Origin of the sequence: Streptosporangium lutulentum, assembly GCF_030811455.1 — a bacterium.
Lineage (GTDB): Bacteria > Actinomycetota > Actinomycetes > Streptosporangiales > Streptosporangiaceae > Streptosporangium > Streptosporangium lutulentum.
The window spans coordinates 8,388,650-8,414,109 of the sequence record NZ_JAUSQU010000001.1 but is presented as its reverse complement, the minus strand read 5'-3'; the positions used below and the strand labels follow the sequence as shown (position 1 = coordinate 8,414,109).

22 protein-coding genes are annotated in these 25,460 nt (G+C 70.0%); 7 read left to right on the top strand and 15 right to left on the bottom strand.

What is annotated here, in order from left to right; all coding sequences use genetic code 11:
• Window positions 1-28 precede the first annotated feature (28 nt).
• The 7 genes from J2853_RS37955 to J2853_RS37925 form a co-directional block, all read right to left on the bottom strand.
• Window positions 29-1,909, bottom strand: coding sequence for a GTPase family protein (locus J2853_RS37955; RefSeq protein WP_307565881.1), 1,881 nt, complete (start codon window positions 1,907-1,909; stop codon window positions 29-31).
• Entirely contained in the window at window positions 1,906-3,834 is a 1,929-nt protein-coding gene (locus J2853_RS37950) for a GTPase family protein (RefSeq protein WP_307565880.1), read from the bottom strand. The genes J2853_RS37955 and J2853_RS37950 overlap by 4 nt, the downstream gene beginning before the upstream one ends.
• 514 nt (window positions 3,835-4,348) lie before the next feature.
• The gene (locus J2853_RS37945; RefSeq protein ID WP_307565879.1) at window positions 4,349-5,089 is read right to left on the bottom strand and encodes a response regulator transcription factor; all 741 of its coding nucleotides are present in this window, start codon (window positions 5,087-5,089) and stop codon (window positions 4,349-4,351) included.
• 57 nt (window positions 5,090-5,146) lie between these two features.
• A complete protein-coding gene (locus J2853_RS37940; RefSeq protein WP_307565877.1) occupies window positions 5,147-5,749 on the bottom strand; it encodes a hypothetical protein in 603 nt (200 codons plus the stop codon).
• A gap of 58 nt (window positions 5,750-5,807) precedes the next feature.
• Window positions 5,808-7,073 carry an ABC transporter permease gene (locus J2853_RS37935; protein ID WP_307565874.1) on the bottom strand — a complete coding sequence of 422 codons (1,266 nt, stop codon included), beginning with the start codon at window positions 7,071-7,073 and terminating at the stop codon, window positions 5,808-5,810.
• The gene (locus tag J2853_RS37930) at window positions 7,070-7,801 is read right to left on the bottom strand and encodes an ABC transporter ATP-binding protein (protein ID WP_307565872.1); all 732 of its coding nucleotides are present in this window, start codon (window positions 7,799-7,801) and stop codon (window positions 7,070-7,072) included. The genes J2853_RS37935 and J2853_RS37930 overlap by 4 nt, the downstream gene beginning before the upstream one ends.
• Entirely contained in the window at window positions 7,798-9,012 is a 1,215-nt protein-coding gene (locus tag J2853_RS37925) for an efflux RND transporter periplasmic adaptor subunit (protein WP_307565870.1), read from the bottom strand. Before J2853_RS37925 ends, J2853_RS37930 begins: the two co-directional genes overlap by 4 nt.
• 147 nt (window positions 9,013-9,159) lie before the next feature.
• On the opposite strand from J2853_RS37925, the gene J2853_RS37920 reads away from it, so the two are divergent.
• Entirely contained in the window at window positions 9,160-11,358 is a 2,199-nt protein-coding gene (locus J2853_RS37920; protein WP_307565869.1) for an efflux RND transporter periplasmic adaptor subunit, read from the top strand.
• A gap of 85 nt (window positions 11,359-11,443) precedes the next feature.
• On the opposite strand, the gene J2853_RS37915 is transcribed toward J2853_RS37920, so the two are convergent.
• The 4 genes from J2853_RS37915 to J2853_RS37900 form a co-directional block, all read right to left on the bottom strand.
• Complete coding sequence (locus tag J2853_RS37915; protein ID WP_307565868.1) at window positions 11,444-12,883, bottom strand: HAMP domain-containing sensor histidine kinase; 1,440 nt, start codon at window positions 12,881-12,883, stop codon at window positions 11,444-11,446.
• Between the two features lie 112 nt (window positions 12,884-12,995).
• On the bottom strand, window positions 12,996-13,703 hold the full coding sequence (locus tag J2853_RS37910) for a response regulator transcription factor (RefSeq protein ID WP_370879484.1): 708 nt from the start codon (window positions 13,701-13,703) through the stop codon (window positions 12,996-12,998).
• Window positions 13,704-13,737: 34 nt separating this feature from the next.
• Window positions 13,738-14,928 (bottom strand): L-2-hydroxyglutarate dehydrogenase, encoded by a 1,191-nt coding sequence (gene lhgD, locus J2853_RS37905; RefSeq protein WP_307565864.1) that lies wholly within the window; start codon window positions 14,926-14,928, stop codon window positions 13,738-13,740.
• Window positions 14,925-15,950, bottom strand: coding sequence for an NAD-dependent epimerase/dehydratase family protein (locus tag J2853_RS37900; protein WP_307565862.1), 1,026 nt, complete (start codon window positions 15,948-15,950; stop codon window positions 14,925-14,927). The genes lhgD and J2853_RS37900 overlap by 4 nt, the downstream gene beginning before the upstream one ends.
• A gap of 355 nt (window positions 15,951-16,305) precedes the next feature.
• Between J2853_RS37900 and J2853_RS37895 the strand changes: the two genes are divergently transcribed.
• Window positions 16,306-16,683 (top strand): STAS domain-containing protein, encoded by a 378-nt coding sequence (locus J2853_RS37895; RefSeq protein ID WP_307565860.1) that lies wholly within the window; start codon window positions 16,306-16,308, stop codon window positions 16,681-16,683.
• Between the two features lie 108 nt (window positions 16,684-16,791).
• Here the strand turns inward: J2853_RS37895 and J2853_RS37890 are convergent, their stop codons facing one another.
• Complete coding sequence (locus J2853_RS37890; RefSeq protein WP_307565858.1) at window positions 16,792-17,856, bottom strand: hypothetical protein; 1,065 nt, start codon at window positions 17,854-17,856, stop codon at window positions 16,792-16,794.
• A 176-nt stretch (window positions 17,857-18,032) separates the two neighbouring features.
• On the opposite strand from J2853_RS37890, the gene J2853_RS37885 reads away from it, so the two are divergent.
• Window positions 18,033-19,001, top strand: a complete 969-nt coding sequence (locus J2853_RS37885; protein ID WP_307565857.1) for an aldo/keto reductase — start codon at window positions 18,033-18,035, stop codon at window positions 18,999-19,001.
• Window positions 19,002-19,138: 137 nt separating this feature from the next.
• On the opposite strand, the gene J2853_RS37880 is transcribed toward J2853_RS37885, so the two are convergent.
• Window positions 19,139-20,002, bottom strand: a complete 864-nt coding sequence (locus tag J2853_RS37880) for an NAD-dependent epimerase/dehydratase family protein (protein WP_307565855.1) — start codon at window positions 20,000-20,002, stop codon at window positions 19,139-19,141.
• A gap of 520 nt (window positions 20,003-20,522) precedes the next feature.
• On the opposite strand from J2853_RS37880, the gene J2853_RS37875 reads away from it, so the two are divergent.
• The 3 genes from J2853_RS37875 (at window position 20,523) to thpR (ending at window position 23,063) form a co-directional block, all read left to right on the top strand.
• Window positions 20,523-20,987 carry a MarR family winged helix-turn-helix transcriptional regulator gene (locus J2853_RS37875; RefSeq protein ID WP_307565852.1) on the top strand — a complete coding sequence of 155 codons (465 nt, stop codon included), beginning with the start codon at window positions 20,523-20,525 and terminating at the stop codon, window positions 20,985-20,987.
• A 77-nt stretch (window positions 20,988-21,064) separates the two neighbouring features.
• Window positions 21,065-22,537, top strand: coding sequence for an MFS transporter (locus tag J2853_RS37870; RefSeq protein ID WP_307565849.1), 1,473 nt, complete (start codon window positions 21,065-21,067; stop codon window positions 22,535-22,537).
• Window positions 22,491-23,063 (top strand): RNA 2',3'-cyclic phosphodiesterase, encoded by a 573-nt coding sequence (thpR, locus tag J2853_RS37865; protein ID WP_307565847.1) that lies wholly within the window; start codon window positions 22,491-22,493, stop codon window positions 23,061-23,063. Before J2853_RS37870 ends, thpR begins: the two co-directional genes overlap by 47 nt.
• Window positions 23,064-23,424: 361 nt before the next feature.
• On the opposite strand, the gene J2853_RS37860 is transcribed toward thpR, so the two are convergent.
• On the bottom strand, window positions 23,425-24,102 hold the full coding sequence (locus tag J2853_RS37860) for an FMN-dependent NADH-azoreductase (RefSeq protein ID WP_307565845.1): 678 nt from the start codon (window positions 24,100-24,102) through the stop codon (window positions 23,425-23,427).
• A gap of 123 nt (window positions 24,103-24,225) precedes the next feature.
• On the opposite strand from J2853_RS37860, the gene J2853_RS37855 reads away from it, so the two are divergent.
• Window positions 24,226-24,870 carry a MarR family winged helix-turn-helix transcriptional regulator gene (locus J2853_RS37855; RefSeq protein ID WP_307565843.1) on the top strand — a complete coding sequence of 215 codons (645 nt, stop codon included), beginning with the start codon at window positions 24,226-24,228 and terminating at the stop codon, window positions 24,868-24,870.
• 186 nt (window positions 24,871-25,056) lie between these two features.
• On the opposite strand, the gene J2853_RS37850 is transcribed toward J2853_RS37855, so the two are convergent.
• Window positions 25,057-25,431 carry a DUF4259 domain-containing protein gene (locus J2853_RS37850; RefSeq protein ID WP_307565842.1) on the bottom strand — a complete coding sequence of 125 codons (375 nt, stop codon included), beginning with the start codon at window positions 25,429-25,431 and terminating at the stop codon, window positions 25,057-25,059.
• Between the last annotated feature and the right edge of the window lie 29 nt (window positions 25,432-25,460).

Here is a 25,460-nt window from a genome sequence, read left to right as displayed (position 1 = left end):
CTGGGTGCCGATCAGCTCCGCAGGTCCGCTAGTCGCCGTCCCGGGCCACAGTGATCGCCTCGGTGAACCGGCGGTATCGGGACAGTTCCCCGTCCACGGGTTCCAGCACGAGCTCGCGGGCGACCTGGTCCACGCTCGCGCGAAGCGCCCTGGCCGCTTTGCGCGCGCGACGACGGCCGCCGAGCCAGGCGGCCACCCGGGAGAGCAACGCGATCACCAGCCCGAGGAGGACGCCACCGCTCAGCAGGAAGGTGGGCCAGGGCAGATCGCCCACGGTCGGCAGGAACGGCTGCGGAAGCCGCAGGTAGTCCATCCCGAGCAGGCCCAGCAGCCACACCCCGCCCGCGATCATGGCCGCGAGCACCAGCCACTGCGCCAGTCCGACCACCCGCCACCACACGGGCCGCCTGGACACCCCGAGCGTGGTGGCGGCCACGGCCCGGTCCAGGCCGTCCTCCAGCTCGTCTCCGTGCGAGCGCGCCGCCTGCCGTACGGCCACCGCCCACGGTCCGGGCAGTTCCGCCGAGGCGGCCCCGGCGGCCTCCCGGATCGCGGTGTCCATCCGGGAGCGCTGGACGACGGTCGTGGCGGGGGTCGAGGTTCGTCCGACCGGCTCGTCGGAGCGCCGGTTCGGGGAGGTTCCCAGGTGGAGACGGCGGAGCGGGTCGGGGCGGAGCCGGCGGATCCACCGGGTGAGCGGCCAGCCGGTGGCCGCGACCGAGCGATGGCGGTGGGCCTTGGCCACGGCCTCGACGACGACCTGAACTCCTGCCGCCTCCGACAACGCGTCGGTCAGCGGCCTGGCCAAGCCGTCCACGGACACCTCCGGCACGCTCGCCGACGGCACCTCCTCCCCGGAACCCGGGCCGCGCTCCCGGCCGGACCGGGAGACCCGACCAGTCCCAGACCCGGACGGCTCGGCGTCGGTTCCCCGCGACGAGTCGGCGGGGTGAGAGTCCGCGCCGCTGGACGCCCTGACGAGCGCATCCGCGGCCGTGCCGACGTCGGCGCCCAGGCGGGTGGCCCAGGACCGCCGGTCGGCGACCCGGGATCTGAGCAGGGCACGCAGCTCGGAGACACCCGCGCCGGTGCGCGTGGAGATCCCGACCACGGGAACCCCGGTCAGCCCGTCGTCGTCGAGCAATCTCCGCAGGTCCTTCAGGCACCGCTCCACGGCGGCCGGGGAGAGCCGGTCGATCTGGTTGAGAACGACGACCATCACGTCCCGATGCCGGGCCAGCGGCCTGAGGTATCGCTCGTGCACGACCGCGTCGGCGTATTTCTGCGGGTCGAGCACCCACACCAGCAGATCGACCAGCTCGACGAGCCTGTCCACCTCCAGCCGGTGCGACAGCTCGATCGAGTCGTGATCGGGCAGGTCCAGCAGGATCAGCCCGGCCGCCTCCTCGTCCGACGGGCCGAACGCGGCCTCCACCGCCCCGCCCGGCGAACCGGACACGATCTCGGCCTTCCCCGCCTGCGGGACCGACGCGACCGCCGCCTGCCCGCCGTTCCGCGTCTGTGTCCGCGGCGCGGCCACGGGAGGGACGTCCAGCACCTCGTGGCGGCGGGGGATCTCCAGCCAGTCGAGCAACGATCCCGCCCCCTCTCCCTCCCAGAGCGCGGCCTGCGCGGTCGAGGTGGTCGGACGGGTGACCCCGACCGTGGCGAGCGAGGCGCCGGACAACAGGTTGAACAGGGAGGACTTGCCACTGCCCGTGGCACCGGCCAGCGCGACCGCGGTGTGGTCGACCGACAGGTTCCGCCGTACCCCGGCGCGGGCGATCACCGAACGCGCTCCGGCGATCGCGTCGTCGCCCAGCCGTCCGTCGGCCAGATCCGCGGCCTGCGCCAGTCCGGCCAGCCGCTCGTCCAGCGACACCGACTTCTTACGACGTAGCAGTTTCACGCCTCACCCGTCTCTCCACCGGTCGTGCGGGGAGCGGCGCCGGAGGTCCGGCCACGCTCCTGTACGGCCTGCGGGTCGTCGGCCGGGCGCGGGAGCGCGGGAGGAACCCGCCCCCGCTCCCCTTCGGGAAGCTCGCCCTGACGTCCGCCCCCGGGAAGCCCGCCCTGACGCTCCCCCTCCGGAAGCGCCTCCTGACGCTCCCCGACCGGAAGCTCGCGCAAATGATCCTGTATGGCCCGCGCGGTGGCACGAAGGGCCGTGGCCGCCCCCTCGGGAGGCTCCACGGCGTCGAGGAGGACGGTGAACCGGGCGGCCTCCTCCCCCAGGAGCGCGGCGACGCGGGCGCGCAGGTCGACACGGGCCTTGACGGTGAGGGTCCGGACGGCCTGGTCCCCGAAGACGGCCTCCAGGAGTTTCTGGCTCAGCATGCTGGTGCCTCCGGCGATGCCGACCTCGATCCCGGTCAAACCGCCGGTCGAGGCGAACACGGCCAGCATCAGCAGCAGCCCCGCGCCGTTGACCCCGAACGAGGTGACCCGGGCGGTGGTGCGCTTCTCCGCCCCCTCCTCCCGGACCAGGTCGAGCACGTATCCCTGCCAGCCCCTGACCGCCGCCTCCGCCTTCACGCGCAGTTCGGTCGAGGCCCGGCCGAGCCGTCCGACCGTGGCGACCCCCGCCTCTCCGAGCAGGGCGCGCCCCGAGGGGTGCGACGACCATGAGTCGAGCAGGCGCTCGGCGGCGCCGTCCGCCGAGGATCTGATCAGCGCCTCCACCCCGCTCTCCAGCGCGACCCGCAGCTCGCTCTCGGGTGCCGGCCGGCCGGTGAACAGTGCCACGACGCGGTCTCTGAGCCGGCCCACCCGGCTCTCCAGGGTGCGCATCAGGTCGCCGGTGCCGATGAAGTCCTGCCAGCGGGCCAGCACCTCTCCCCGGAGCAGCGACCCGTCCAGCATGCCCTCGTCGAAGGAGGCCAGCCCCACGGCGTAGGAGGCGTCCGCCATCGAGCGAAGCTCCTTCGCTCCGGCGTGCTGGCGCTCCACCGCCTCGGCGAGCGCGGGAACCCTGACGGCGAGGCTTCCAAGAGCGCCCGACAGGGTCTGGCGCACCACGTCGGCGCGTGACTGCGCGTCGGCGGCGATGGCGGTCAGCCAGTCCACGACCGGCTGGACCGCCGAACGCGGCAGCCGGGCGTTCTCCTCGGGCAGTCCCAGTTCGGGCACCTCGAACAGTTGCGTCCCGCCCAGCCCGTTGGCCTCCAGCAACCGGTCCAGATCCTTCTTCACCACGCCCAGGGCCTCCGGCGGAACCCGGGACAGGATGACGGCCAGAGCCGTGCTCCGTTCCCTGGCCAGGCGGAGAAAGCCCCACGGAACCTCGTCGGCGTAGCGGGCGGCGGTGGTGGTGAACAGCCACAGGTCCGCGGCGGCGAGCAACTGGGCCGCCAGCTCGCGGTTGGCGGTGACGACCGAGTCGATGTCCGGCGCGTCGAGCAGGGCCAGCCCCGATGGCAGGACCGAGGTGGTGACCACCCGGAGCGTGCCCGGCTCTCCTCTGGCGCTCCCCGTCACGCGAGGAAGGCCGGGCAGGACGTGCTGGGCGGCGAACCACTCGCGGTCGGCGAGGCTGGTGACCAGGGTGGGAGCCAGCGTGGTGGGCCGCAGGACCCCGGGCTCCGAGACGTCCTCGTCGACCAGGGAGTTCACCAGGGTGGACTTGCCCGCTCCGGTGGAGCCGCCGACGACGGCCAGCAGCGGCGCGTCGATCACGCTCAGGCGAGGGATCAGGTAGTCGTCGAGCTGACCGGTCAGCTCGCGCAACGCCCGCCGGTCGGTTTCGACGTCGCCGATCGCGAGGGGGAACAGGTCACGGTCGAGGTGCTGCCGTAATTCCCGCAGCGCCCCGAGCAGACCGTCGTTCCCCTTCATAGGATCGATCCTGCCCGACGGGAGGCCCGCTAGACGTGTATGGCCGTTCGGAGAATCCCGGCGATTTCCTTTTTCTCCTTTTCACCTCACTCGACGGCGCCGGTGGCCCCCGCTTCATCCGGCCTCCGCGGGAGGGAAATCGGGGGTGACGTTCGCGCGAGGGGTGGTCGGACCGCATATCCGGTCTGACCTTCTTCGATCCGAGATCCACGATCCGATGGTGATCGGATCGTCACAGAGTGCCCGCCGGAACGGCCGGAGCGCGAAGGGACGCGAGGAAAACGGGATACAAAAAACGGCCCCACCGCTCGACCGGGTTACGGGGGCGAACTCGGTAAAGCGGTGGGGCTCCCCCCGGTCCTCGCGTGGGGTTGTCCCGGACTCGTCTCCCCCGCAGCTGGAGGCGAGTCCGAACCCGCTTCGCGATTCCGGGGTGATCGGGGGCTATGCGTTGCCCATTGGAACACCTGAAACTCAGCGTCACATCCGGCGAACCTGAATATAAGCTGAAAATTCAATCACTATGGGGTGGTCGCAGGACGTAGCCCACTCCCCGAAGGGTGTGGATGAGCCGAGGCTCGGCCGTGTCGACTTTCCTGCGGAGGTAGGAGACGTAGGACTCCACCACTCCGGCGTCGCCGCCGAAGTCATAGTTCCAGACGTGGTCCAGGATCTGTGCCTTGGACAGCACCCTGCCGGTGTTGACCATGAAGTAGTGCAGCAGCTTGAACTCGGTGGGCGACAGCCGTACCGGGACGCCCGACCGCCACACCTGGTGCGCCTCCTCGTCCAGCTCCAGGTCGCCGACCTGCAGGCGGGTGGGAAGGTCGAGGTCCCCCCTGGTACGGCGAAGCACGGCCCGGATCCGGGCGAGGACCTCTTCCAGGCTGAACGGCTTGGTCACGTAGTCGTCGGCCAGGCGCAGTCCGGCCACCTTGTCGTCGGTTCCGTCCCTGGCGGTCAGGAAGACCACGGGCATCTGCTCGCTCATCTCCCGCAGCCGTCCCGCCACGGCGAACCCATCCATGTCGGGCAGCATGACGTCCAGCACAACCAGGTCGGGGCGGATTCGCTCGGCGAAGTGCACGGCCTCCCTGCCGTCCGCCGCCGTCACCACCTCGAATCCGGACATGCGGAGGCTGGCCGAGAGTAATTCCCTGATATTCGGTTCGTCGTCCACGACCAGCAATCGGGCTTCAGCTCTGTCCAGCACCCCCCGAGACTCGCTCACCCCGCTGGAACGTAGCTCAGCCATGGCTGAAGGTTTCCTGGGAAAACGTTTCCCGAAAAAAGTCTTCAGAGGATCGGGCGATCACCGGCGACCGCCTCCCTGGTTGATCACTGTCGCGGTGACCGAGCCGTCCTCGGCCTTGGCACCCTGAACCGTCACCGTGCCACCGGGCTTGAGGTCGGCGACCTTGCCCTCCTTCGCGACCCGCACGGATGTTTTGTCGCTGGTGTTCACGGTGACGACGGACCCGTCCGTCGTCTGGACGTAGACCTTCTCGCCGTCCACCTTCTGTATCGTGCCGATCGTCATCCCGCCGAAACCGCCCTGCCGGCCCGCGAAGCCGCCCTGACCGCCCTGCCGGGCTCCCTGACCTTGAGCGCCCTGAGCGCCCTGAGCGCCCTGGCCGGCCTGCTGCCTGCCGCCGAACCCACCTCCGCCGCCGGCTGCGGCGGCGCCCTGCCGCATCGCGGCACCGGCCGTCGCGTCCGGGCCGCCCATCGCCTTCTGGGCCTGAATTCCCACGATCACTCCGGCGACGAGCATCACCCCGGCGGCGAGCACCACCGTGAGCGTGGAGAAATGGCGCCGTGGCCGGGCCACCAGCTCGCTCTCCAGGTCACCCGCGAACGGGGAGGTCTCCAGCAGCTTCCCGTTCGAGACCGTCTCATCCGAATTGCCGCTCATGTCTCTCTCCTTGCGTAAGCCGTACAGATCGCTCGCGTTGTGTAAGCCGTACAGATCACTACTGGTGACGCAGGGCCTCGATGGGCCGGAGCTTGGCCGCCCGGTTGGCCGGATAGCCACCGAAGAACAGCCCGATGCCCACGGACACGCCGAGGGCCAGCACGATCGAGGAGGGCACGAGCACGGGTGCGATGCCCGCGATCGAGAACCGGGTGCCGACGAACGCGATCACGACACCCGACAGACCGCCCACCAGGCTCAGCACCGTCGCCTCCAGGAGGAACTGGCCGAGGATCGCGCTCCTGGGCGCGCCGATGGCCTTCCTGATGCCGATCTCCCTGGTCCGCTCGGTGACGGTGACCAGCATGATGTTGGTGATGCCGATGCCGCCCACCAGCAGGGAGATGCCGGCGACCGCGCCGAGCAGGGCGGTGAAGATGCCGACGGTCGAGCTGACGGTCTCCTGCAGGGTGGCCTGGTTCAGGATCCGGTAGTCCGCGGTGCTCGTGGCGGTGATGCCGTGCCGCTGGTCGAGAACGGCGGTCACCTCGGCCTGGGCCGAGTCGGTCGTGTCGGCGCCGGTCGCCTGCACGATGATCGACCCCAGCGGGCCGAACCCGGTCAGGCTCTGCTGTACGGCGGGCAGCGGCACGATGGCCACGTCGTCGGCGTCCTGCGCCCCCACCGAGCCCGACTCCTTGAGCACGCCGACCACCGTGAACGGCACTCCGGAGACGCTGATCTGCTTGCCGACCGGGCTCGCCGTGCCGAACAGGTCGTCGGACACGGTCTTCCCGATCACTATGACCTTCCTCGCGGCGAGCACGTCGTCGTTGACGAAGTAGGCGCCCGTCTCGACGGGCTTGTTGGTCGCCTCGAAGTAGCTCGGGTAGGTGCCCACGAGCTGGGGAATCGTGTGGCTGACGCCCTCGTAGACGGCGGCGACCGCGGACGCGGTCACCACCGGCGACACGCTCCTGACCGACGGCACCTGCTCGCGGTCGGTCAGGGCCTTGGCGTCGTCCAGGGTGAGCTGCTTGGCCTGGGTGCGCGGTCCCGTGTTCTGCCCGCCGCCGCCACCGCCCCGGCCTCCGAAGCCGCCGCCTCCGCCACCGCCCCCGGTGAAGGACGCGGAGATGGTGAGGGTGTTCGCGCCGAGCCGCTGGATGCTCTGCTGGATGCTCTGCGACGCCCCCTCTCCGAAGGCGACCAGCATGATCACCGCCGCCACCCCGATGAGGATGCCGAGGGTGGTCAGAAAACTGCGCAGCTTGTTGGCGGACACACCGCGGAGCGCGAACCGCAGGATTTCGAGCCGGCTCACGAGCTGACCTCCAGCATGCGCGGCGGGAGGCCGTCGACCGGGGCTTGGCGGCGGTCCTCGACGATCTGTCCGTCCACCAGGCGGACGACCCGCTTGGCGTGCGTGGCCACGTCGTCCTCATGGGTGATGATCACGATGGTCCGGCCCGCGCTGCTCAGCTCGTCGAGGATCGCCAGCACGTCCCCGGTGGACTTGGTGTCGAGGTTGCCGGTCGGCTCGTCGGCGAGCAGAAGGGCGGGCGAGGTGACCAGCGCCCTGGCCACGGCCACCCGCTGCTGCTGGCCGCCGGAGAGCTCGTTCGGCTCGTGGTGGATCCGCTCGGTCAGACCGACCTGGTCCAGGGCCGCCAGCGCGCGGGCCCGCCGCTCGGCCGCTCCGACCCCGCCGTACGCCATGGGCAGCTCGACGTTGGCGAGCGCGCTCATCCGGGGGATGAGGTTGAACGACTGGAAGACGAATCCGATCTTCCGGTTCCGCAGGACGGCGAGCTGCTGCTCGTCCAGCGCCCCGACGTCGGTGCCGTCGATGAGGTAACGACCGGAGGACGGGATGTCCAGGCAGCCCAGGATGTTCATGAGCGTGGACTTGCCGGAGCCGGAGGCTCCCATGATGGCCACGTAATCGCCTTTTTCGACGGTGAGGGAGATCCCGCGCAGGGCACGGACCTCGGCGTCCCCCTGGCCGTACACCTTGATGAGGTCCTGGACGAAAAGGACCGGGGCGGTCATCGGCCACCCCCGCCCGCGCCGCGGGCGCCGCCGCCGAAGCCGCCGCCTCCACCGCCGCCGAGGCCGCCGCCTCCGCCGCGAGCACCGCCGCCACCGCCGAGGCCGGGGAAGCCGCCCTGCTGGGTGGTTCCCGTGGCCGCCGGGCGGATGAGCTGGTCGCCCTCGTTGAGCCCGGACTTGACCTCGGTGAGCGCGTCACCCTTGATCCCGAGCTCGACCTGTACGGGTGCCCGCTTGCCGGCCCGGAGGACGGTCACGGTGCTCCGGCCGGCCACCGTGGAGATCATCGTGGAGGGGACGGCGAGCACGTCCTCGGCCTCCTCAACAACGATCTTGACCGTGGCGGTCTGACCGAGCCGGACCTCCTCCGGCACCTTGGTGAAGGAGATGGTCACCGGATACTGGACCACGTTGTTGGTGGTGGTGGCGGTCGGCTGGATCTGGGTCACCTTGCCGGTCGCGGTGACACCGGTCAGCGCGTCGAACCCGATCGAGGCGTCCTGGCCGACCTTGAGCCTGGTGATATCGGACTCGGTGAAGTTGCCGACGAGCTGCAGTTTCTTCGTGTCGGCGATTTCGATGAACCCGGTGGAACCACTTGCCGCGCCGCCGGAGGCACCGGCGCCTCCAGCACCACCGGCACCGCCTGCGCCGCCGGCTCCACCGGAACCGGACGCCTTCGCGGACGAGCCGGACGAGCCGGACGAATCTCCGGCCATACCGTTGACGGCGGTGACCGTACCGGCGAACGGAGCCTTGATGACGGTGCCCGCCATCGCGCGCTGAGCCTCCCGGTAGGTGTTCCTGGCGGTGACGTACTGGGCGTAGGCGGCGGCGGTCGAGGTGTCGTCGTCCGCGGCGTCGAGGGCGGCGGCGGCCGCGTCCAGGCTCTCCTGAGCGGAGTCGTCGTCCAGCTGGGCGAGGATCTGTCCGGTGGTGACCTTGTCACCGACCTCGACGTAGACCTTCTCGACCGTGCCACTCGACCCGAAGTTGAGCGACCGCGTCTTGGCACTGGCCACGGTTCCGGAGGCGGACACCGAGGCGGACACCGTTGCGCGGGTCACCGGGACGGTCCGCACCGCCGCGTCGGCGGAGGAGGCTCCCCCTCCGGTTCCGAGGGAGGAGTAGGCGATCCCCGCGCCGCCCAGCAACAGGACACCGAGGGTCCCGTTCACGATCAGCGCTCTGCGCTTGGTGGACAACTTCACAGCGCCCGACCTTGGCTTACCAGGCTTGGGCTCAGCCCGGCCCTGGCTGAAGGTTTGCTGCATAAGCCGGTTTTAAACCTCTTATGCACAGGAAACCTTCAGGCATTTGTGAGCATCCAGTGAATCGGACAAGCCAGGATGTCCGACATGAGACCGACCAAGCTCCCGAAGCCCCTGCGTACGGGAGGACTCGCCCTGGCCGCCCTCGTCCTTGTGGGTGCGGGCGTCATCTACACGCTTGACGACGGCTCGGACCAGGCGCCCCGGGTGGAACTCGCCGCCGCCAAGCGCGGAACGGTGGTCGCGGCGGTGTCCGCCGCGGGCAACACCGTGGACGACGGTACGAGGGACCTGGGCTTCGGTGGAGCGGGCACGGTCACGAAGGTCTACGTCAAACCCGGGGACAAGGTCGACAAGGGGCAGGTGCTCGCCAGGATCGGCTCGGCGCCCGCGCGTGAGCGCTACGACGCGGCGAAGGCACAGCTCGCGGCGGCTCAGGAGGCCCTGGACAACGCCGGAAGCACGACGACCCCGGCCCAGGCCCAGGGTCAGGGACAGAGCCAAGGACAGAGCCGAGGCCAAGGACAGGGTCAGAGCCTGGCCCAGGCCCAGGCGCAGGCACAGGGCCAGGGCCAGGGCCAGGGCCAGGGCCAGAGTCAGGGCCAGGCACAGGCCCAGGGCCAGGGCCAGACGGGATCCGGTCCCGCTCAACAGGCGGACTGCCCACCGACCGGCGCCGCGTCCGCGCCCCGTCCGAGTGGCACGACCGCCCGAACCGTGGCACCCGCCCCCGCTGCCACGTCCGCACCGGGCGTCACACCCGCACCTGCCGGCCCGCGGGGGCCTGTGACGGTGCTCGAAGCCGGGAAGGTCGCGCCCGCCGGTTACTTCTTCAAGCCCACTCCCACCCCGACCCCGACCCCGACCCCCACGGCCAAGGCCAAGGTCAAGGTCAAAACAGAGGCCACGGCCGAAGCCACACCCACGGCCAGGATCAAGACCCAGAGCCAGGCCAAGGCCAAATGGTCGCAGACTCCGAAATCCCCGCAGACCCCGACGGCGACCCCCACCCGGACCCAGACGCAGGCGCAGGCGCGACCGCCAAAGCCGACGCCGACACCAACTCCGACACCCACTCCGACTCCGACACCCACTCCGACCCCGACCCCGACACCGACACCGACACCGACCGGCGGGGGTTCACCCCGTCCCGTGCCGACGGTCACCGTCACCGTGACGGCGACCCCCACGGTGACCGTGACCGCCACCGCCACGGTCACCGTGACCGCGACGCCCACGGGCACCGTGACCGCGACGCCCACGGGCACACCGCCGGCGACCGGGAAACCCACTCACCCCTCCGGCCCGGCCGGACACGGCGGGGGTCCCAGCTCTCGTCCGACGGCCACGCCGACCACGACCGCGAAGCCGGGCACGGGCTCGAAGCCGCCCACCTCATGCTCCGGACAAGGCGCGGGACAGGGAGCCGGGCAGGGCGCGGGACAGGGCGCCGCGCAGGGAGCCGGGCAAGGTGCGGGACAGGGCGCCGCGCAGGGAGCGGGACAGGGCGCCGCGCGAGGCTCGGCGCAGGGCGCCGGCCAGGGCATGGGACAGGCCGGTGGCAACGTCCCGGCGAACGCCGGTGGCGGTGGCGGTGGCAGCCGGGGCGCCGGAGGTGGGCAGGCACCGCTCAGCACGGACCAGGCCGAGGCCCGCGTGAAGCAGGCGCAGGCGGAGCTCACCGACGCCGACGAGGAGTTGAAGGGAGTGCGGATCGTCGCTCCCGCGAACGGAACCGTCATGTCCGTGGCCGGTGCCGTCGGTGACAGTGCCGACACCGGCCCGTTCATCACCCTTGGAGACCTCGACGAACTCGAGGTGGAGGCGCTGTTCACCGAGTCGGACATCGGCCGGCTGAAGCTGGGGCAGCGGGCGACGATCACGCTGGCCACCCGGGAGGGCGAGAAGTACACCGGTACGGTGACCCACATCTCCCCCACCGCGACCGACACCAACCAGCTCGTGAGGTACGGCGTCACGCTCGCCTTCGACAAGGCGCCGAGCAACCTCATGGTGAGCCAGACCGCGACGGCCACCGTGACCGTCGCGGAGTCGGAGGGGACCCTCTACGTCCCCGCCCGCGCCGTACGGACCAAGGACGGAAAATCCCTGGTCACCATCCAGGGCGGTGGAGAGCGCGTCGTGGAGACGGGGGTCCGCAGCGACCAGTACGTCGAGATCACCTCCGGACTCACGGAGAACGACCGCGTGGTGCTCCCCGGCGGCGCGGCCACCGGGGAGTTCCCGGACAGCAGCTGGCCGGGAGCCGCTCCGAGCGCCTCGTGAAACACGCCCCGGGCCGGACCGGCCCGGGGCGGGGCGGGCGGAGAACACCCGGGACGGCCCCCGAACGAAGCGGGGCCGTCCTCGGTCAGTCCAGCTCGGGAGCGAGCGGGAGGGCCACCCGGAACGTCGAGCCCTTGCCCAGATCGGACTCCACCGCGACGGTGCCGCCGTGGGCATCGACCATGGCCGCCACGATGGCCAGCCCGAGCCCGCTGCCACCGTCGTCGGTGGTACGGCGGCCGCGGGCGGAGTCGACGCGGTAGAACCTCTCGAAGACGCGCTCCTGTTGCTCGACGGTGAGCCCCGGGCCCTCGTCGGCCAGTTCGATGACGGCCATGCCGTCCTCGGCCAGGAGCGTCACCCGTACGGGAGTCTCAGGCGGGGTGTGGGTGAGCGCGTTCGTCATCAGGTTGCCCACGACCTGGCGGAGCCGTACCTCGTCGCCGGAGACGATGAGCGCGGAACCGTCCACCGAGAGCGTGATCTCACGGTCGGGGGCGAGGATGCGGGCGTCGTGGACGGCGTCGGCGGCGATGGCGAGCAGGTCGACCGGTCGCATGGCCATCGGCCGCTGCTGGTCCATCCGGGCGAGCATCAGCAGGTCGTCGACCAGCAGCCCCATCCGGACCGCCTCGGACTCCACCCTGCGCATCAGTGGCGTGGCGTCGATGCCGTTCGCCTGCCGGTAGAACTCGGCGAAGCCTCGGATCGAGGTCAGCGGGGTGCGGAGCTCGTGGGAGGCGTCCGCGACGAACCTGCGCATGCGCTCCTCCGACCGGCGGGCCGAGGACTCGGACTCCGACCTGGCGCGGAAGGCGTTCTCGATCTGGGTGAGCATGCCGTTCAGCGACTGGCCTAGGCGTCCGACCTCGGTGCGCGGATCGGTGTCGGGGACGCGGCGGCTCAGGTCTCCGGCGGCGATGGCCTGGGCGGTGCGCTCGATCTCCCCCAGCGGGCGCAGGCTCCTTCGAATGATCACCACGCCCACCCCGGCGAGAACCAGCATCAGCCCGCCCCCGCCGAGCAGCTCCACCAGCGCGAGCTGGCCGACGATCTGCCGGACCTCTGCCGTGTCCACCGCCACGACGAGGCTTCCTCCGTCTTGCAGGGGGATCGCGCGAACCCGCCACTCGCCGTTGTCGAACGACCTGGTGTGCCGTCCTGGAGGGAGACTCGGCCCCGGCCTGCCCTCCACGTCGATGCCGCTGAGCAGGACGAGGACCTTGCCGTCCCGGCTGCGGAGCTCCAGCCTGGCGTCGGGGGACAGCGGTTTGCCGATCAGGGTTTCGGAGCCGCGGCTCAGGCGGCGCAGCGCGGTGTCGGCGGTTATGTCGATCTGGCTGTCGACACGGGCGATCAGGTACCCCTGCATGATCGAAACGCTGCCGATGCCGATGAGCGTGAGCGCGATCATCAACAGGATCAGGATGACCGCGATCAGCTTCACCCGCAGCGGGGTCCCGTTGAGCATCCTGGAACCCGCCGCGGACACGCCACGCAGCCGACCGAGCATCACGGAACCCATCGCAGAGACGCCACGCAGCCGACCGGGCATCCTGGAACCCGTCGCGGGCACATCGACTGGCCGGCCGAGCATCACGCTACCCGCCGCGGACACGCCACGCGGCCGACCGGTCTCATGAAGCCGGCGGCAGACGCAGTACGTAGCCGACTCCACGCAGGGTGTGGATCAGCCGGGGATCGGTATTGTCGATCTTGCGACGGAGCACGGAGACGTAGGACTCCACGATTCCGACGTCGCCCCGGAAGTCGTAGTCCCACACGTGGTCGAGGATCTGCGCCTTGGACAGCACGCGTCCCGCGTTCGCCATGAAGTAGCGCAGCAGCTTGAACTCGGTCGGCGACAGCGCCACGGCCTTGCCCTGGCGCCACACCTCGTGGCTCTCCTCGTCGAGCTCGATGTCGGCGAAGACGAGCCGCGGCATCCGGGCGAGCAGGTCTCCGGCGCCGGTACGGCGGAGCACGGCCCGGATCCGGGCCACGACCTCCTCCAGGCTGAACGGCTTGGTCACGTAGTCGTCCCCACCCGCGGTCAGCCCCCGGATCTTGTCCTCGGTGGCGTCGCGCGCGGTGAGGAAGACCACGGGTGTGTCGCTGCCGCCACCGCGCAGACGCCGCACGACGTCGAATCCGTCCATGTCGGGGAGCATCACGTCGAGCACGATGAGATCAGGACGGTGCCGCTGAACGGCGGCGACGGCGTCCGTGCCGTTGCCCGCGGTGTTCACACCGAACCCGGCGAACCGCAGGCTCGCGGCCAGGAGCTCGAGGATGTTGGGCTCGTCCTCGACGATCAGCAGGCGGGCTTCGGGTGAGTCGGTCACAGATATATTTTCACCGGCCCACATGAGAAAGCAGTTAACTGGTCAACACAGAGGCTAACCCCACAATATGCCTGGCAATCGCCAAACTAGAGGTCGCCGCTGGTGAGGGGGCGTTTCTTACGAGAGTAACGCAACCGTGCACGTCAATCGCAAAATCATCCAACATGCCGCCGTCCCTGGCCACGGCCTGAGCCCGGACACCACCCGTGGTCCTGACGAGGTCGGTCTCGGTGAGGGCGGGGACATAGCGGCGAGCGGCGGTCAGGAACGATCTCTTGGCCATCGAGCCGAACACCTCCCTCACCCCGGTCCGCCAGTGCTTGGCGGCCAGTCGCCGGGTGCCCTCCCAGGCCAGGATCCCGCGCAGTTCGGTGAGATTGACGTCTCGCCAGGAGTAGCCCTCCAGCGCGAGCGCCATGACCGCGTTGGGCCCCACCAGCACCTCGCCGTCGATCCGGCGGGTCAGATGCACCCCGAGGAACGGGTAGCGAGGATCGGGCACCGGATAGATGAGCCCGCGGACCAGCTCCCTCGACGCTCCGGCCAGCGCGTAGTACTCGCCCCTGAAGGGGACGATCCGCACGTCACCGGCCGCTCCGGCCATCCGCGCGACGGTGTCCGTGCCGAGCCCGGCACAGACGATGAGCCGGTCGAAGCTCAGCTTCCGCCGTCCCGCCAGGACGTTCACCCCGCTCGCGGTCTCCCGCAGCGCGCGGACCGGGTGCGACAGCAGCACCGAACCGCCCATCTCCTCGACGTCCAGGGCCAGGCGGCGGGCGACGGCCGGGAAGTCGGCGATCGCGGTGTGCGGGGAGTGCACGGCGGCCACTCCCACGGCGTGCGGTTCGACCTCGCGCAGGGCCAGCGCGTCCAGCTCGGCGATGTCGGGAACCCCGTTGGCCCGGGCCCGCTCGGCGATCTTCCGCAGCCCCGGCCGCTCGGCCGCCGTGGAGGCGACGACGAGCTTGCCGACCTCGTCGTAGGGGATCCGGTGCTCAGCGCAGTACTGCCTGAGCAGGGCCATGCCCTCCCGGCAGAGCCTGGCCTTGAGCGAGCCCGGCTGATAGTAGATCCCCGCGTGGACGACCCCGCTGTTGTGCCCGGTCTGGTGGGCTCCGACGTGGTCCTCCTTGTCGAGGACGGTCACCATGGCGCCGCGGGTTCGTGCCAGTTCCCTGGCCACCGCCAAGCCGACGATTCCGGCGCCGACGATCCCAATGTTCACGGCGTGACCCTACCCGCCAGCCTGCCGACCTTCACAGAAGCGATATGCCCTTCTTGTGCCAACCAGCGCAGCGAGTCGGCGACGGTCTCCTGGACCGGCCGCAGGCTCACGCCGAGCGCCTCGAAGGTGGGGGTGTCGCAGGTCCGCACCATCGTGACCATCATCTCGACCGCGTCCCTGGTCAGGGGGTAGTCGATCCGTTTGATCAGCTTCACGGCGTCGAGCACGGCCGCCGCGCCGCGCAGCACCGCGCTCGGCGCCCTGAACCTGCGGCAGCGCTCCCCGGTCACCTCGTCGCAGACGTCGGCGAGCTGCGCCCAGGTGAGATGGTGCCCGCCGAGCATGAACCGGCGCGGTCCGCGTCCCGGCTCAAGGCACCGGGCGAGCACGACGGCCAGATCGCGAACGTCGACGATGCCGACGCCGCCCGAGGTGATCGGCCAGCCCTGGTTCAGCCCCGCGCGCAGTCCCTCCATGAGGGCGTCGATCGAGGGCTGGTGCGGCCCGATGACCCCGGCCGGGTAGACGATGGTGATCGGCGTTCCCCGCTCCTGGAGTTGCCTGGCGTACCGCTCACCCAGGACCTTGGTCCTGCCGTAATCGTTCCTCGGCGAGGACAGCGGGCTCTCCGTGGTGATCACCGGCTCGGTCGGCGGCACGAAGACGCCGATCGTGGAGATGTGAACGATCGGGTCGAGCCCGAGTTCGGCGGCCTGCCCGAGAACGTTCTTGAGGCCGGCCACGTTCGTCCCGGCCGCGTCGCCGACCTGGTTGACGACCCCGATCTCGGCGGCGGCATGGATGACCGCGTCACATTGTTCGAGTCCGGCGCGCACGGCTACCGCGTCACGAATATCGCCTTTATAGAGAGAAACCGGCTCGACGACCCCGACCTTGGCCAGAACTCTCCGCGTTTTCTCCGGATCGCGCACCAGAAGAACCGGCTTATGACCGTCGGCGAGAAGCGCGGCAACCGCGTGCGAGCCGACGAAACCAGATGCCCCGGTTACCAGAACGCGCATCCTCGAAAGTTAACGGCAACCCCCTCTCCAGGAGAAGGGAATGATCGGCCCCTTTTGCAATCGTGACGTCGTCCGCGAACCCCGGCCGCTTCGACCTGGGAATACGTAAATATGTCAGCACAGAAAATGTCGATGCGGTCATTTATCTGAAAACGCGCCCGCGTTCCGGACCCGCCGGAGTGCGGGCACGCCCCGGTGCCCGGCCCCGATCGGGGAACCGGCCGTCCGCCGTACGCAGCCGTTATGCACATGTCTCCAGACCGTCGTCCACCTCACCGGCACGGAGGGGTATACCTTGATCAGGCCGGACGGCGGCCGGCGCAGGCCGCGTCACCGGTGTGGAAGATGCGAGGCGATGAGTAGAGAGCTGTCCATCGATGTCGACCACCACGAGCGTCCTGGTTGCACCGTGGTCACCGTCATAGGCGACATAGACCGAAACTCCAGCCCGCTGCTCAGGGAAACCATCCAGGAGTTGATCTCCGCCCACCGCACCCGGATCGTCGTCGACGTCGGGGGAATCACCTTCTGCGACTCCACCGGGCTGCGCGCGCTCCTCAGCGGGGCGCGCACGACCTCCGAGGCGGGCGGCTGGCTGCGACTGGCCGAGGTACGGGGCCACCTCGAACGCCTCCTGCGCATGACCGACCTCTACAGCCGGTTCCCCATCGACGCCGACGTGGCCGACGCTCTCAAGCACAGCGCCGAGACGGACTCCCAGCCCCCGGAATGATCGGGACGATGTCGCACGACCTCGCGTGAACCCGGCGGCCGGCACATCACGCGAAGCGAAAGACCCACCGCCCTACGCCGACGTCGACAAGGACGGGCTGAGTACCCCCTACCGGGTACGGCGGGCGATGAAGGTGATCACACCGGTGGCGCCCACCGCGACCGCCAGCCACAGGGCCACGACCGGCGCCGGCACCCCGGCGTCGTCCTGTCCGGCCTCCTCCGTGGCGGCGGCCGGCGTGCTGGAGCCGAGGTCGGCGGTCGTGCCGGTGGGCAGGGGGGCGGGGCTGCGCACCCGCAGGGGAGCGCGGCCGGTCTTCGGGGCCGCCTCCCGGAGGACCTCCTCGGGCAGCGGCACCCGGTAGACCGGGCTGTTGCGTCCCTCGCTGCCGGCCAGCAGGGCCTTGCCGTCCGCCGTGTAGGTGATCGACTCGGCCTGGTCCAGCACGGGCATCGACACCCGGGCGAGCTCCTTCCCGGGCGCGCGGTAGACCGTGGCGGAGAAGTAGGTACGGACCACAAAGCTCGACCCGTCGGGGGCGTAGGCCGCGTCGGTGGCCATGATGGGCGCGTCACCGACCCTGCGGAGCACGTTGACCCTGTCGGTGCGCAGTTGCTTCGGGGCCCGGTAGACGGCACCGGCGAACTGCTTGGTCACGATGTAGAGGCGTCCGGTCCGGGGGTCCACCATGACGCCCTCGGCGTTGTGCCCGCCGTCCTCGTAGCGGAACCGGTAGCGCACGGCGGGGAGGACGGCGTCGCTCAGCGAGGTGGGTTCCGCCACCTTGTAGACGGAGATGTCAGGCCAGGCCCCGTCGAAGTTGTCGCCGATGTCGGCGAACCAGAGGGTCCCCTGCCCGGTCTTCGGATCTTTGGAGGCCGCCATGCCCTCCCAGTCTCGGGCCACGGCCCCCTTCAGGGTGAAGGTCGCCCGGGTCCGTCCGTCGTGTCCCACCGCGAAGAAGGTCGGCCCGGCGGAGCTGTCGTTGTGGGTGTAGTAGACGTCCTTGCCCGTCGGCGAGACCGCCAGCCCGCTCGACTCGGTGATCCGCTTGTCCTTGAGGCGGAAGAGGACCTCGTCCTCCCCGTCGTCCGCCCAGGCCCCCTGCCCGGCGAACACCGTCACCCCTGTCAGGGCGGCCACTACGAGCGTGCGCATCAGGACGTCTCCCATGTCGCCATCATGCCCCGTCGAGACAGCCGGACCGCCGTCGACTGGCCGTGGGCTCGTGACAGGCCGCGGCTCGCGGTGGATCGGAGGACCACGGCGGACCGCGGACCCACGACGGGCCACGGCCGGTGACGGCCCCGGCTCGCCTGGAGTGCACTCCAGGTGCTTAGTGTGAAGTCATGGATTACACACAGCTTGGCCGTACCGGTCTTAAGGTCAGCCGCCTCTGCCTTGGCACGATGAACTTCGGCCCTGTGACGCCGGAGGAAGACTCCTTTGCCATCATGGATCACGCCCATGAGCTGGGGATCAACTTCTTCGACACCGCCGATGTCTACGGCTGGAAGAAGGGTGAGGGCATCACCGAACAGATCATTGGGCGCTGGTTCGCCAAGGGTGAGGGCCGCCGGGAGAAGACGGTCATCGCCACGAAGGTCCACAACGACATGGGCGACTGGCCCAATGAGAAGCGTCTGTCCGCGCTCCACATCCGTCGCGCCGCCGACGCGTCGCTGAAGCGGTTGCAGACCGACTACATCGACATCTACCAGGCCCACCACATCGACCGGAACACCCCGTTCGATGAGTTCTGGGAGGCCATGGACATCCTCAAGCAGCAGGGCAAGGTCCTGTATGTCGGGTCGTCCAACTTCGCGGGCTGGCACATCGCCAAGGCCCAGGAGGCCGCCCGGCGCCGCAACGGCCTTGGCCTGGTCTCCGAGCAGTCCCACTACAACCTGCTCGTCCGGGCCCCCGAGCTGGAAGTCATCCCCGCCTGCGAGGACTACGGCCTGGGCCTGATCCCGTGGAGCCCGCTGGCGGGCGGCCTGCTCGGCGGCATCCTCCGGAAGATCGACAAGGGTCGCTCCGCCTCGGAGAACATGGCCAAGGAGCTGGAGAAGCACCGCGACAAGATCGAGCAGTACGAGGCGTTCTGCGACGAGCTCGGCGAGGACCCGGCGAACGTCGGCCTGGCCTGGCTGCTCCACCAGAGTGCCGTCACCGCGCCGATCATCGGCCCGCGCACGCTCGAACAGCTCGACGGCACCACCAGGGTGCTGGAGATCGAGCTGGAGGAGAAGGCCCTGGCCCGCCTCGACGAGATCTTCCCCGGGTTCAAGACCGCTCCCGAGCACTACGCCTGGTGATCTGTTCCCCGCCCCGGAGGGGCTGAGGAACACCCGTGCCGCCCACCCGGCCTCTCGCGGAGTTCCGCGTGAGGCGACACGGGACGCCTCACCGGCCGCCCGGCGACGAGATCTCCACGTCGCCGGGCGGCCGAGTGTCAATCCTCGATGTGGTCACGCCAGCTGTGTGCGGGTTCGTACCCCAGGACGCGGCGGGCCTTGTCGATGGACAGCAGCGTCTCGTGCGGTCCGAGTTCGCGCCGGACGGGGATGTCGGGGTGCACCTGGGCGACGAGCTCACCGCTCGTACGGGACATCACGGTGTCGGCGTTGGCGATGATGAAGACGTCCGTGCCGGTGGCCTGGTGCTCCAGCGCCCGGCGCACGGCCTGGGCGCCGTCGCGGGCGTCGATGTATCCCCACAGGTTCCAGCTGCGCAGCAGCGGATCGGCGTCGAAGGCGGGGAAACCGGCGTAGTCACCGGGCTCCATGACGTTGGAGAACCGCAGCCCGATCATCTTCAGCTCCGGCTCCCAGCGGCAGAACTGGGCGGCCATCTGCTCTTCGAGGTGCTTGGCCAGCGAGTACGCGGTCTCCGGCCGGGCCGGATACTCCTCGTCGACGGGCAGGTACGGGGGCGGGACGTCGAACGGAAGGCCCAGCAGGGTCTCACTCGACGCCCACACCACGTTGCGGATCCCGGCCAGCCGGGCCGCCGAGAACACGTTGTACGTCGCGGTCACGTTGTTGGCGAAGGTGGCCGCGTTCGTTGTCATTCCGGGGCCGGGGATCGCCGCCAGGTGAACCAGGGCGTCCACGCCCCGGTGGCGGTCGTCGACCCCCGTCAGCGCCTCCACGGCCTGGCCGTAGTCGGTGAGGTCGACCTTGGTGAACGGGCAGAGCGGCTGCGCCGGGGCGACCAGGTCGAGGTTGACCACGTCCCATCCGTGCGCCAGCAGTTCGGCGACGACGGCGCGGCCGAGCTTGCCGCTCCCACCGGTGACGGCGACGCGAGATCGCATGGGAGTCATGCCTTCCCTTCGGTGATGACGAATGTCCGTTTGATCTCATCGAGAGCGGACAGCTGAGGGTTCAGCGGGTTCCGATGCTATCCGGGCATGACCGCGTAGCCTGATCACACTCGCGGGCGTTTCGAGAGGGAACGGCCCAGGAGTGCCGAGCCGTACGGAGCGGGCCGCGTGGTCATCGTGAGCCGCGTGGAACGGTGCGCGTGATCACCGTGAACACCTGGACCGGAAGGCGTCGTCTCCCCGCCGCGACCACGTCCGTCGTCACGAGCCGGGATGCTTCACTATGAGCAGGACAAGGCGGCTGCCGCAAAGGTCGCAGACGTCCGAACCGAGTGGGTCGCTCCGATCGGGCTCGGCGAACCGAACACCTGCCGTACGGGTCCCGCGTCCCGGGCCCCGCACCGAAATTGGCGATCTTTTCCCTGTCTGGCACGCTGTACGGCCGCGCTGAGAAGGAAAGGCATGGAGGGAATCACATGCACTCGTATATAGTTAGCGAAGGTAATGACTTATGCTAACGAACGACCAACCCAGGAAGGACCACGTCGCAAGCCTGCGCAGCGACGCTGGTCTGGCTTCGGCGCTGCGAGTGTCACTGGCAAGACTGACCAGACGCCTGCGCAGGCAGGCGGCGATGCACTCACTGACCCCCACCCAGCTCGCGACACTCGTCGCCGTGGAACTGCATTCCGGGATAACCCCCGGCGAATTGGCCGAGCTGGAGAAGGTACAACCGCCCTCGATGACACGCGTGATCGCCGCGTTGGCCGAGCGGGGACTGGTGTCCCGTACACCGCACCCGACCGACCGTCGCCAGGTGACCGTGAGCGTGACCGAGCAGGGCTCAACGCTGCTGAAGGAGGAGCGCCGCCTCAAGGAGGCGTGGCTGACGCAGCGGTTGAAGGAGCTGACCCCCGAGGAGAGGGCGATACTCCGGCAGGCGGCTCCAATTCTGGAGAAGCTCAGCCGGATCTAGCCGAACCCGAGGAACCCGGGGCCTCGGCGATCCGGCAGGACGCCGAGGCGCACGCGCTACCGGAGAAGAGTCCGGGAGTGCGGGCAAGGCTGCGAGGCCGCCTCACCCGCACCGCACCCGGCGCGAAGCCCGGGGTGCGGACGGGACTGCGAGGCCGCTTCACGCGTGCCGTCCCCGGCAGGAGGCTCAGGCTGCGGGCGAGTCTGCGCAGGCGGGACGCCCGGGCCGCGCAGGCCGCGGCCGCCGGCGAGTCGCAGGCCGTCGTGACCGGGACCACCCAGGCCGTGCCGGAGGCTCCGGGCGGGATGTTCCGGGCACTGCGCAACCACAACTACCGGCTGTTCCTGACCGGCGGAGTGATCTCCAACGTCGGCGGGTGGATGCAGCGCACCGCGCAGGACTGGCTGGTGCTGGACCTCACGCACAACAGTGCCGTCGCGCTGGGCGTGACCACCGCGCTGCAGTTCCTGCCGCTGGTGCTGTTCGGGCTCTGGGGCGGCATGCTCGCCGACCGCTACCCCAAGCGTTCGCTGCTGCTTGTCGCCCAGTCGCTCATGGGTCTGCTGGCGCTCGCCATGGGCGTGCTCGTCATCACCGGTAACGCGCAGGTCTGGCACGTCTACGTGATGGCGTTCTCGCTCGGGCTCATCTCCTGCGTCGAGGTGCCCACCCGGCAGTCCTTCGTCGTGGAGATGGTCGGCCGCAAGGACCTGTCGAACGCCGTCGCGCTGAACGCCTCCAGCTTCAACCTGGCCCGCGTGGTCGGGCCGGCCGTCGCGGGCGTGCTGATCTCCATGCTCGGCGGTACGGGGCCGATGTTCCTGGTCAACGGACTGTCGTTCGTCGCGGTGATCACCGGCCTGGTCCTGATGCGCACCTCGGAGCTGACCACTCCGACGCCGGTGCCCAAGGCCAAGGGGCAGCTCCGCGAGGGACTGCGCTACGTACGGCACAGGTCGGATCTGCTGATGCCGATCCTGCTGGTCGCCTTCGTGTCGCTGTTCACGCAGTCGTTCACGATCTCCATCGCGCTGATGGCCCGCCAGGTCTTCGGAGCGGGCGCGTCCTCCTTCGGCGTGGCCTCCAGCATGTTCGCGGTGGGCGCCCTGGGCGGCGCGCTCCTGGCGGCCCGGCGGGCGAAGCCCAGCGGGAAGCTGCTGATCGGCGGCGCGCTCTCGTTCGGCGTGTTCCAGATCGCCAGCGGTCTGGCCCCGTGGTACCCGCTCTACCTGCTCTTCCTCATCCCCGCCGGCATCGCGCTGATCTCGGTCAACACGGCCGCCAACGCCAGCGTGCAGCTGGCCTCCTCGCCGGAGATGCGTGGCCGGGTGATGGGCATCTACGTGCTGGTGCTGACCGCCGGCGCCCCTCTCGGCGCGCCGCTGCTCGGCTGGGTCTCCGAACTGGGCGGCCCGCGTACGGGGGTTACGATCGGCGGAGTGCTCACCCTGGTCGGGGTGGGCGCGGCGACGATGCTGACCAAGGCGCTCACCAGGAGGTCGAATGCGGCTGTTCCTGGGGTTGCTGCCGCCGTGGTCAGTGCGCGATGAGCTCGTCCGCGCCCTCGAACCCCATCGTGAGGAATGGCCCCGGCTACGCTGGCTGAACCCGGTCGGCTGGCACCTGACCCTGTCGTTTCTGGGTGAGGTGCCGGACCGGGTCCTGCCCGGGCTGGAGACGCGGCTCGCCCGTGCCACGTCACGCCACGCGTCGATGACGCTGTCGTTGGCGGGCGCGGGCGCGTTTCCCTCGGCTCGCCGGGCGAGGATCTTCCTGACCGGTGTGCGAGGGGGCGGCCCCCGGCTGCTCCGGCTGGCCGACTCCCTGGGCGCGGGGGCGCGACGGGCGGGAGCCGTACAGACGGATCTCCGGCGCCTGCGGCCGCACCTGAGCCTGGCCAGGTCTCGCACCGACGTCGACGTGCGTCCCCTGGTCGAGGCCTTCGAGCCGTTCGCCGGCACCGAATGGGAGGCCGACACGGTGCATCTGGTGAGGAGCACCCTCGGAGCCGAGGTCCGTTACGAGACCATCGCCGAATGGCACCTCGCTGCGCGAGCGCCCCGTGGGCAGAGCTAGGCTCCAGAGGTGGATCGTCCCCGTCGCTGGCTGCTGCCCATGGTGCTCGCACTGCTCGTGCTCCTCGTGGTGATCGGCGCCCTCGTCTCCTGAGAGCCGCCGGCGCTCCGGAGCGTTCCCGGATGACCTCGCCGTCCACGTGCGGCGAACGGCATCTCGCCCGACCGGGCCCGTGACCCCGGACCCCGGACGCGTCGCTCCTCCGGATCCCTGCTCCCGCGACCGAAGTCGCGTCACCCCTTTGGGCCTGTGGCCCCGGACCTCCGGCGCGTCACCCGGCCGGGTCCGTCCCCGCGGCTCCGTCGCTGACGACGGCCGTTCCGGCTTTCCGGTGGAGCCCGGGACTCGGCTCAGCCCCGCGTCAACGTACCGCCGCCGCCGTTTCACCCGTGGTGAGGACGTGCTTCGCCAGCAGCTCGCCGTGCGCGTCGGCGGAGGCGTGGCCGGCGTCCAGCGACCGGCGCGCCAGGTCCCGCAGGGATTCCATCCCGGGACTGGTCTCCGCCAGGGTCAGCTCGACCTCGCTCACGTGAAGCTCCAGCCCGAGCATGTCGCCGAAGAACCGGCGGTAGTACGGCGTCGCGTGGTCCCAGCCCTCACGGGGAGTGCCGGCGCCGTAGCCGCCACCGCGGGTGACGATGAGCGCCCCCGGACGACCAGCCAGTAGCGGATCCTTCCCCGGGGCCATCCGAGGATCAGCCAGGAGCAGGTCGACCCATGCCTTCACGTGCTGCGAGACCCCGTAGTTGTAGAGCGGAACGGCGAACAGGTAGGCCTCCGCGGCGACGAGCTCGTCCACGAGCCGCGTCGCGAGCGCCGCGGACCGACGATGATCTTCCGTGCGCTGGTCCTCGGGCATGAACGAGCCCATGACGGCCGACGACCACGCGTCCGCGGGGATCGGCGAGGCGGACAGATCGCGCCGGGTGACGACGCCGGACGGGTGAGTGCGAATCCAGGCCGCCTCGGCGGTGTCGGCGACCGCGCGGCTGACGGACTGGTCTCCCCGAATGCTGGCATCAAGACGGAACAGGCTCATTTCGAGCTCCTCAGCTAGTTGATGCAGAAATCATATTGATTACAGACGTTCCGTCAAGCAACTCTGTTGCCAAGGATAATCTCTGCGATGCCACATAAGTGGTTGGTTGGCTAGCATGAGGCCATGTCCAGTGCTCCCGTTCCCGCCCCGCGCCCCTCACCAGCCGAGGACGCGGCAGGACAGTCCGCCGCCGAGACACTCAAGGACGACTTCGCCTGGTCGTTGAGCGTCATCCTGCGGGCATACCTGCGCAGCGTGGAGGAGTCCCTCAACGACATTCCGGGCGGTCCACGGGGTTACCAGGTCATCGCCTCCGCCAGCCAGAACCTCGCCGCCAACCAGGGCGTCATGGCCTCGCAGCTGGGTATCGACCGGACGGTCCTCACCTATCTGATCGACGATCTGGAAGCCGCGGGGCTGGTGACACGGCAGCCCGACCCGGCTGATCGACGCAGTCGCAGGGTTGTCGCCACGGAGGCGGGGCAGGCCCTCTGGCAGGATCGGCGGAACGCCCTCGCCCATGCCGAGGCCCACATCCTGTCGACCCTCGGAAACGAGGAGTCGACCTTCAAGGAGCTTCTGAAGCGCGTCGCCGTCTACGCCGATCGGGGCGATCCCCTGCAGAACACCTGCCAGGCGGTGGAGAGCGTGGAGAGTGCCTGCCAGGCGGTGGAAGGCGTGAAGGACGCCTGCCAGGCGGTGGAGAGCCTGGAGAAAGACGACGACCGGCGCCTCGGGGTCAAACGCAGGAGCCCCCGGCGCGACTGAGCCGCGACGCGGGACCTTCAGGTGTCCGCCGCCGCGGCGGTTCGGCCGCCTGCTGAACACCGAGTGGCGACGAACCGGATCGAAGCAGGCGACCGGCGAAACCCGCTCCCGGCCGCGGCCTCGTGACCGGCTGGTCCCCGGCAGGCGGGTGCGCCCCGGTCCCGGCTCGGAGGACTCCCGACCGCGCTATGCCTGACGCCCGGCGGTCAGCTCGGCGAGTTGGTCGAACGTCCGGACGAGGACCTCGCGCCGCCGCTCCCGGTGTTCCGGTCCGGGTTCCAGGCCGTCTATCTCCCTGTCCCAGACGGCCAGGTACGACTTCTTCCACTCCTCGATCGTGTCCGCCTCGGGCAGCGTGGCGCCGACGTGCCCCTGCCGGGCGATGAGATACAGCAGTTCGAGGTTGCACGGCACCGCGACGCCCCAGTACTCGTCGGGTTCGATGTCGAGCGGGTCACCCGCCATCGCCTCGGCGACCTCGGCGATCAGCCGATCGGTGACGGCGGAAAGATGATCCGCGGCCGTGTCATCGTCGAAGTTGCCCGGACCCCAGGTCCCCATCCGCCCTCCTCTGAACCGATTCCGCCGTG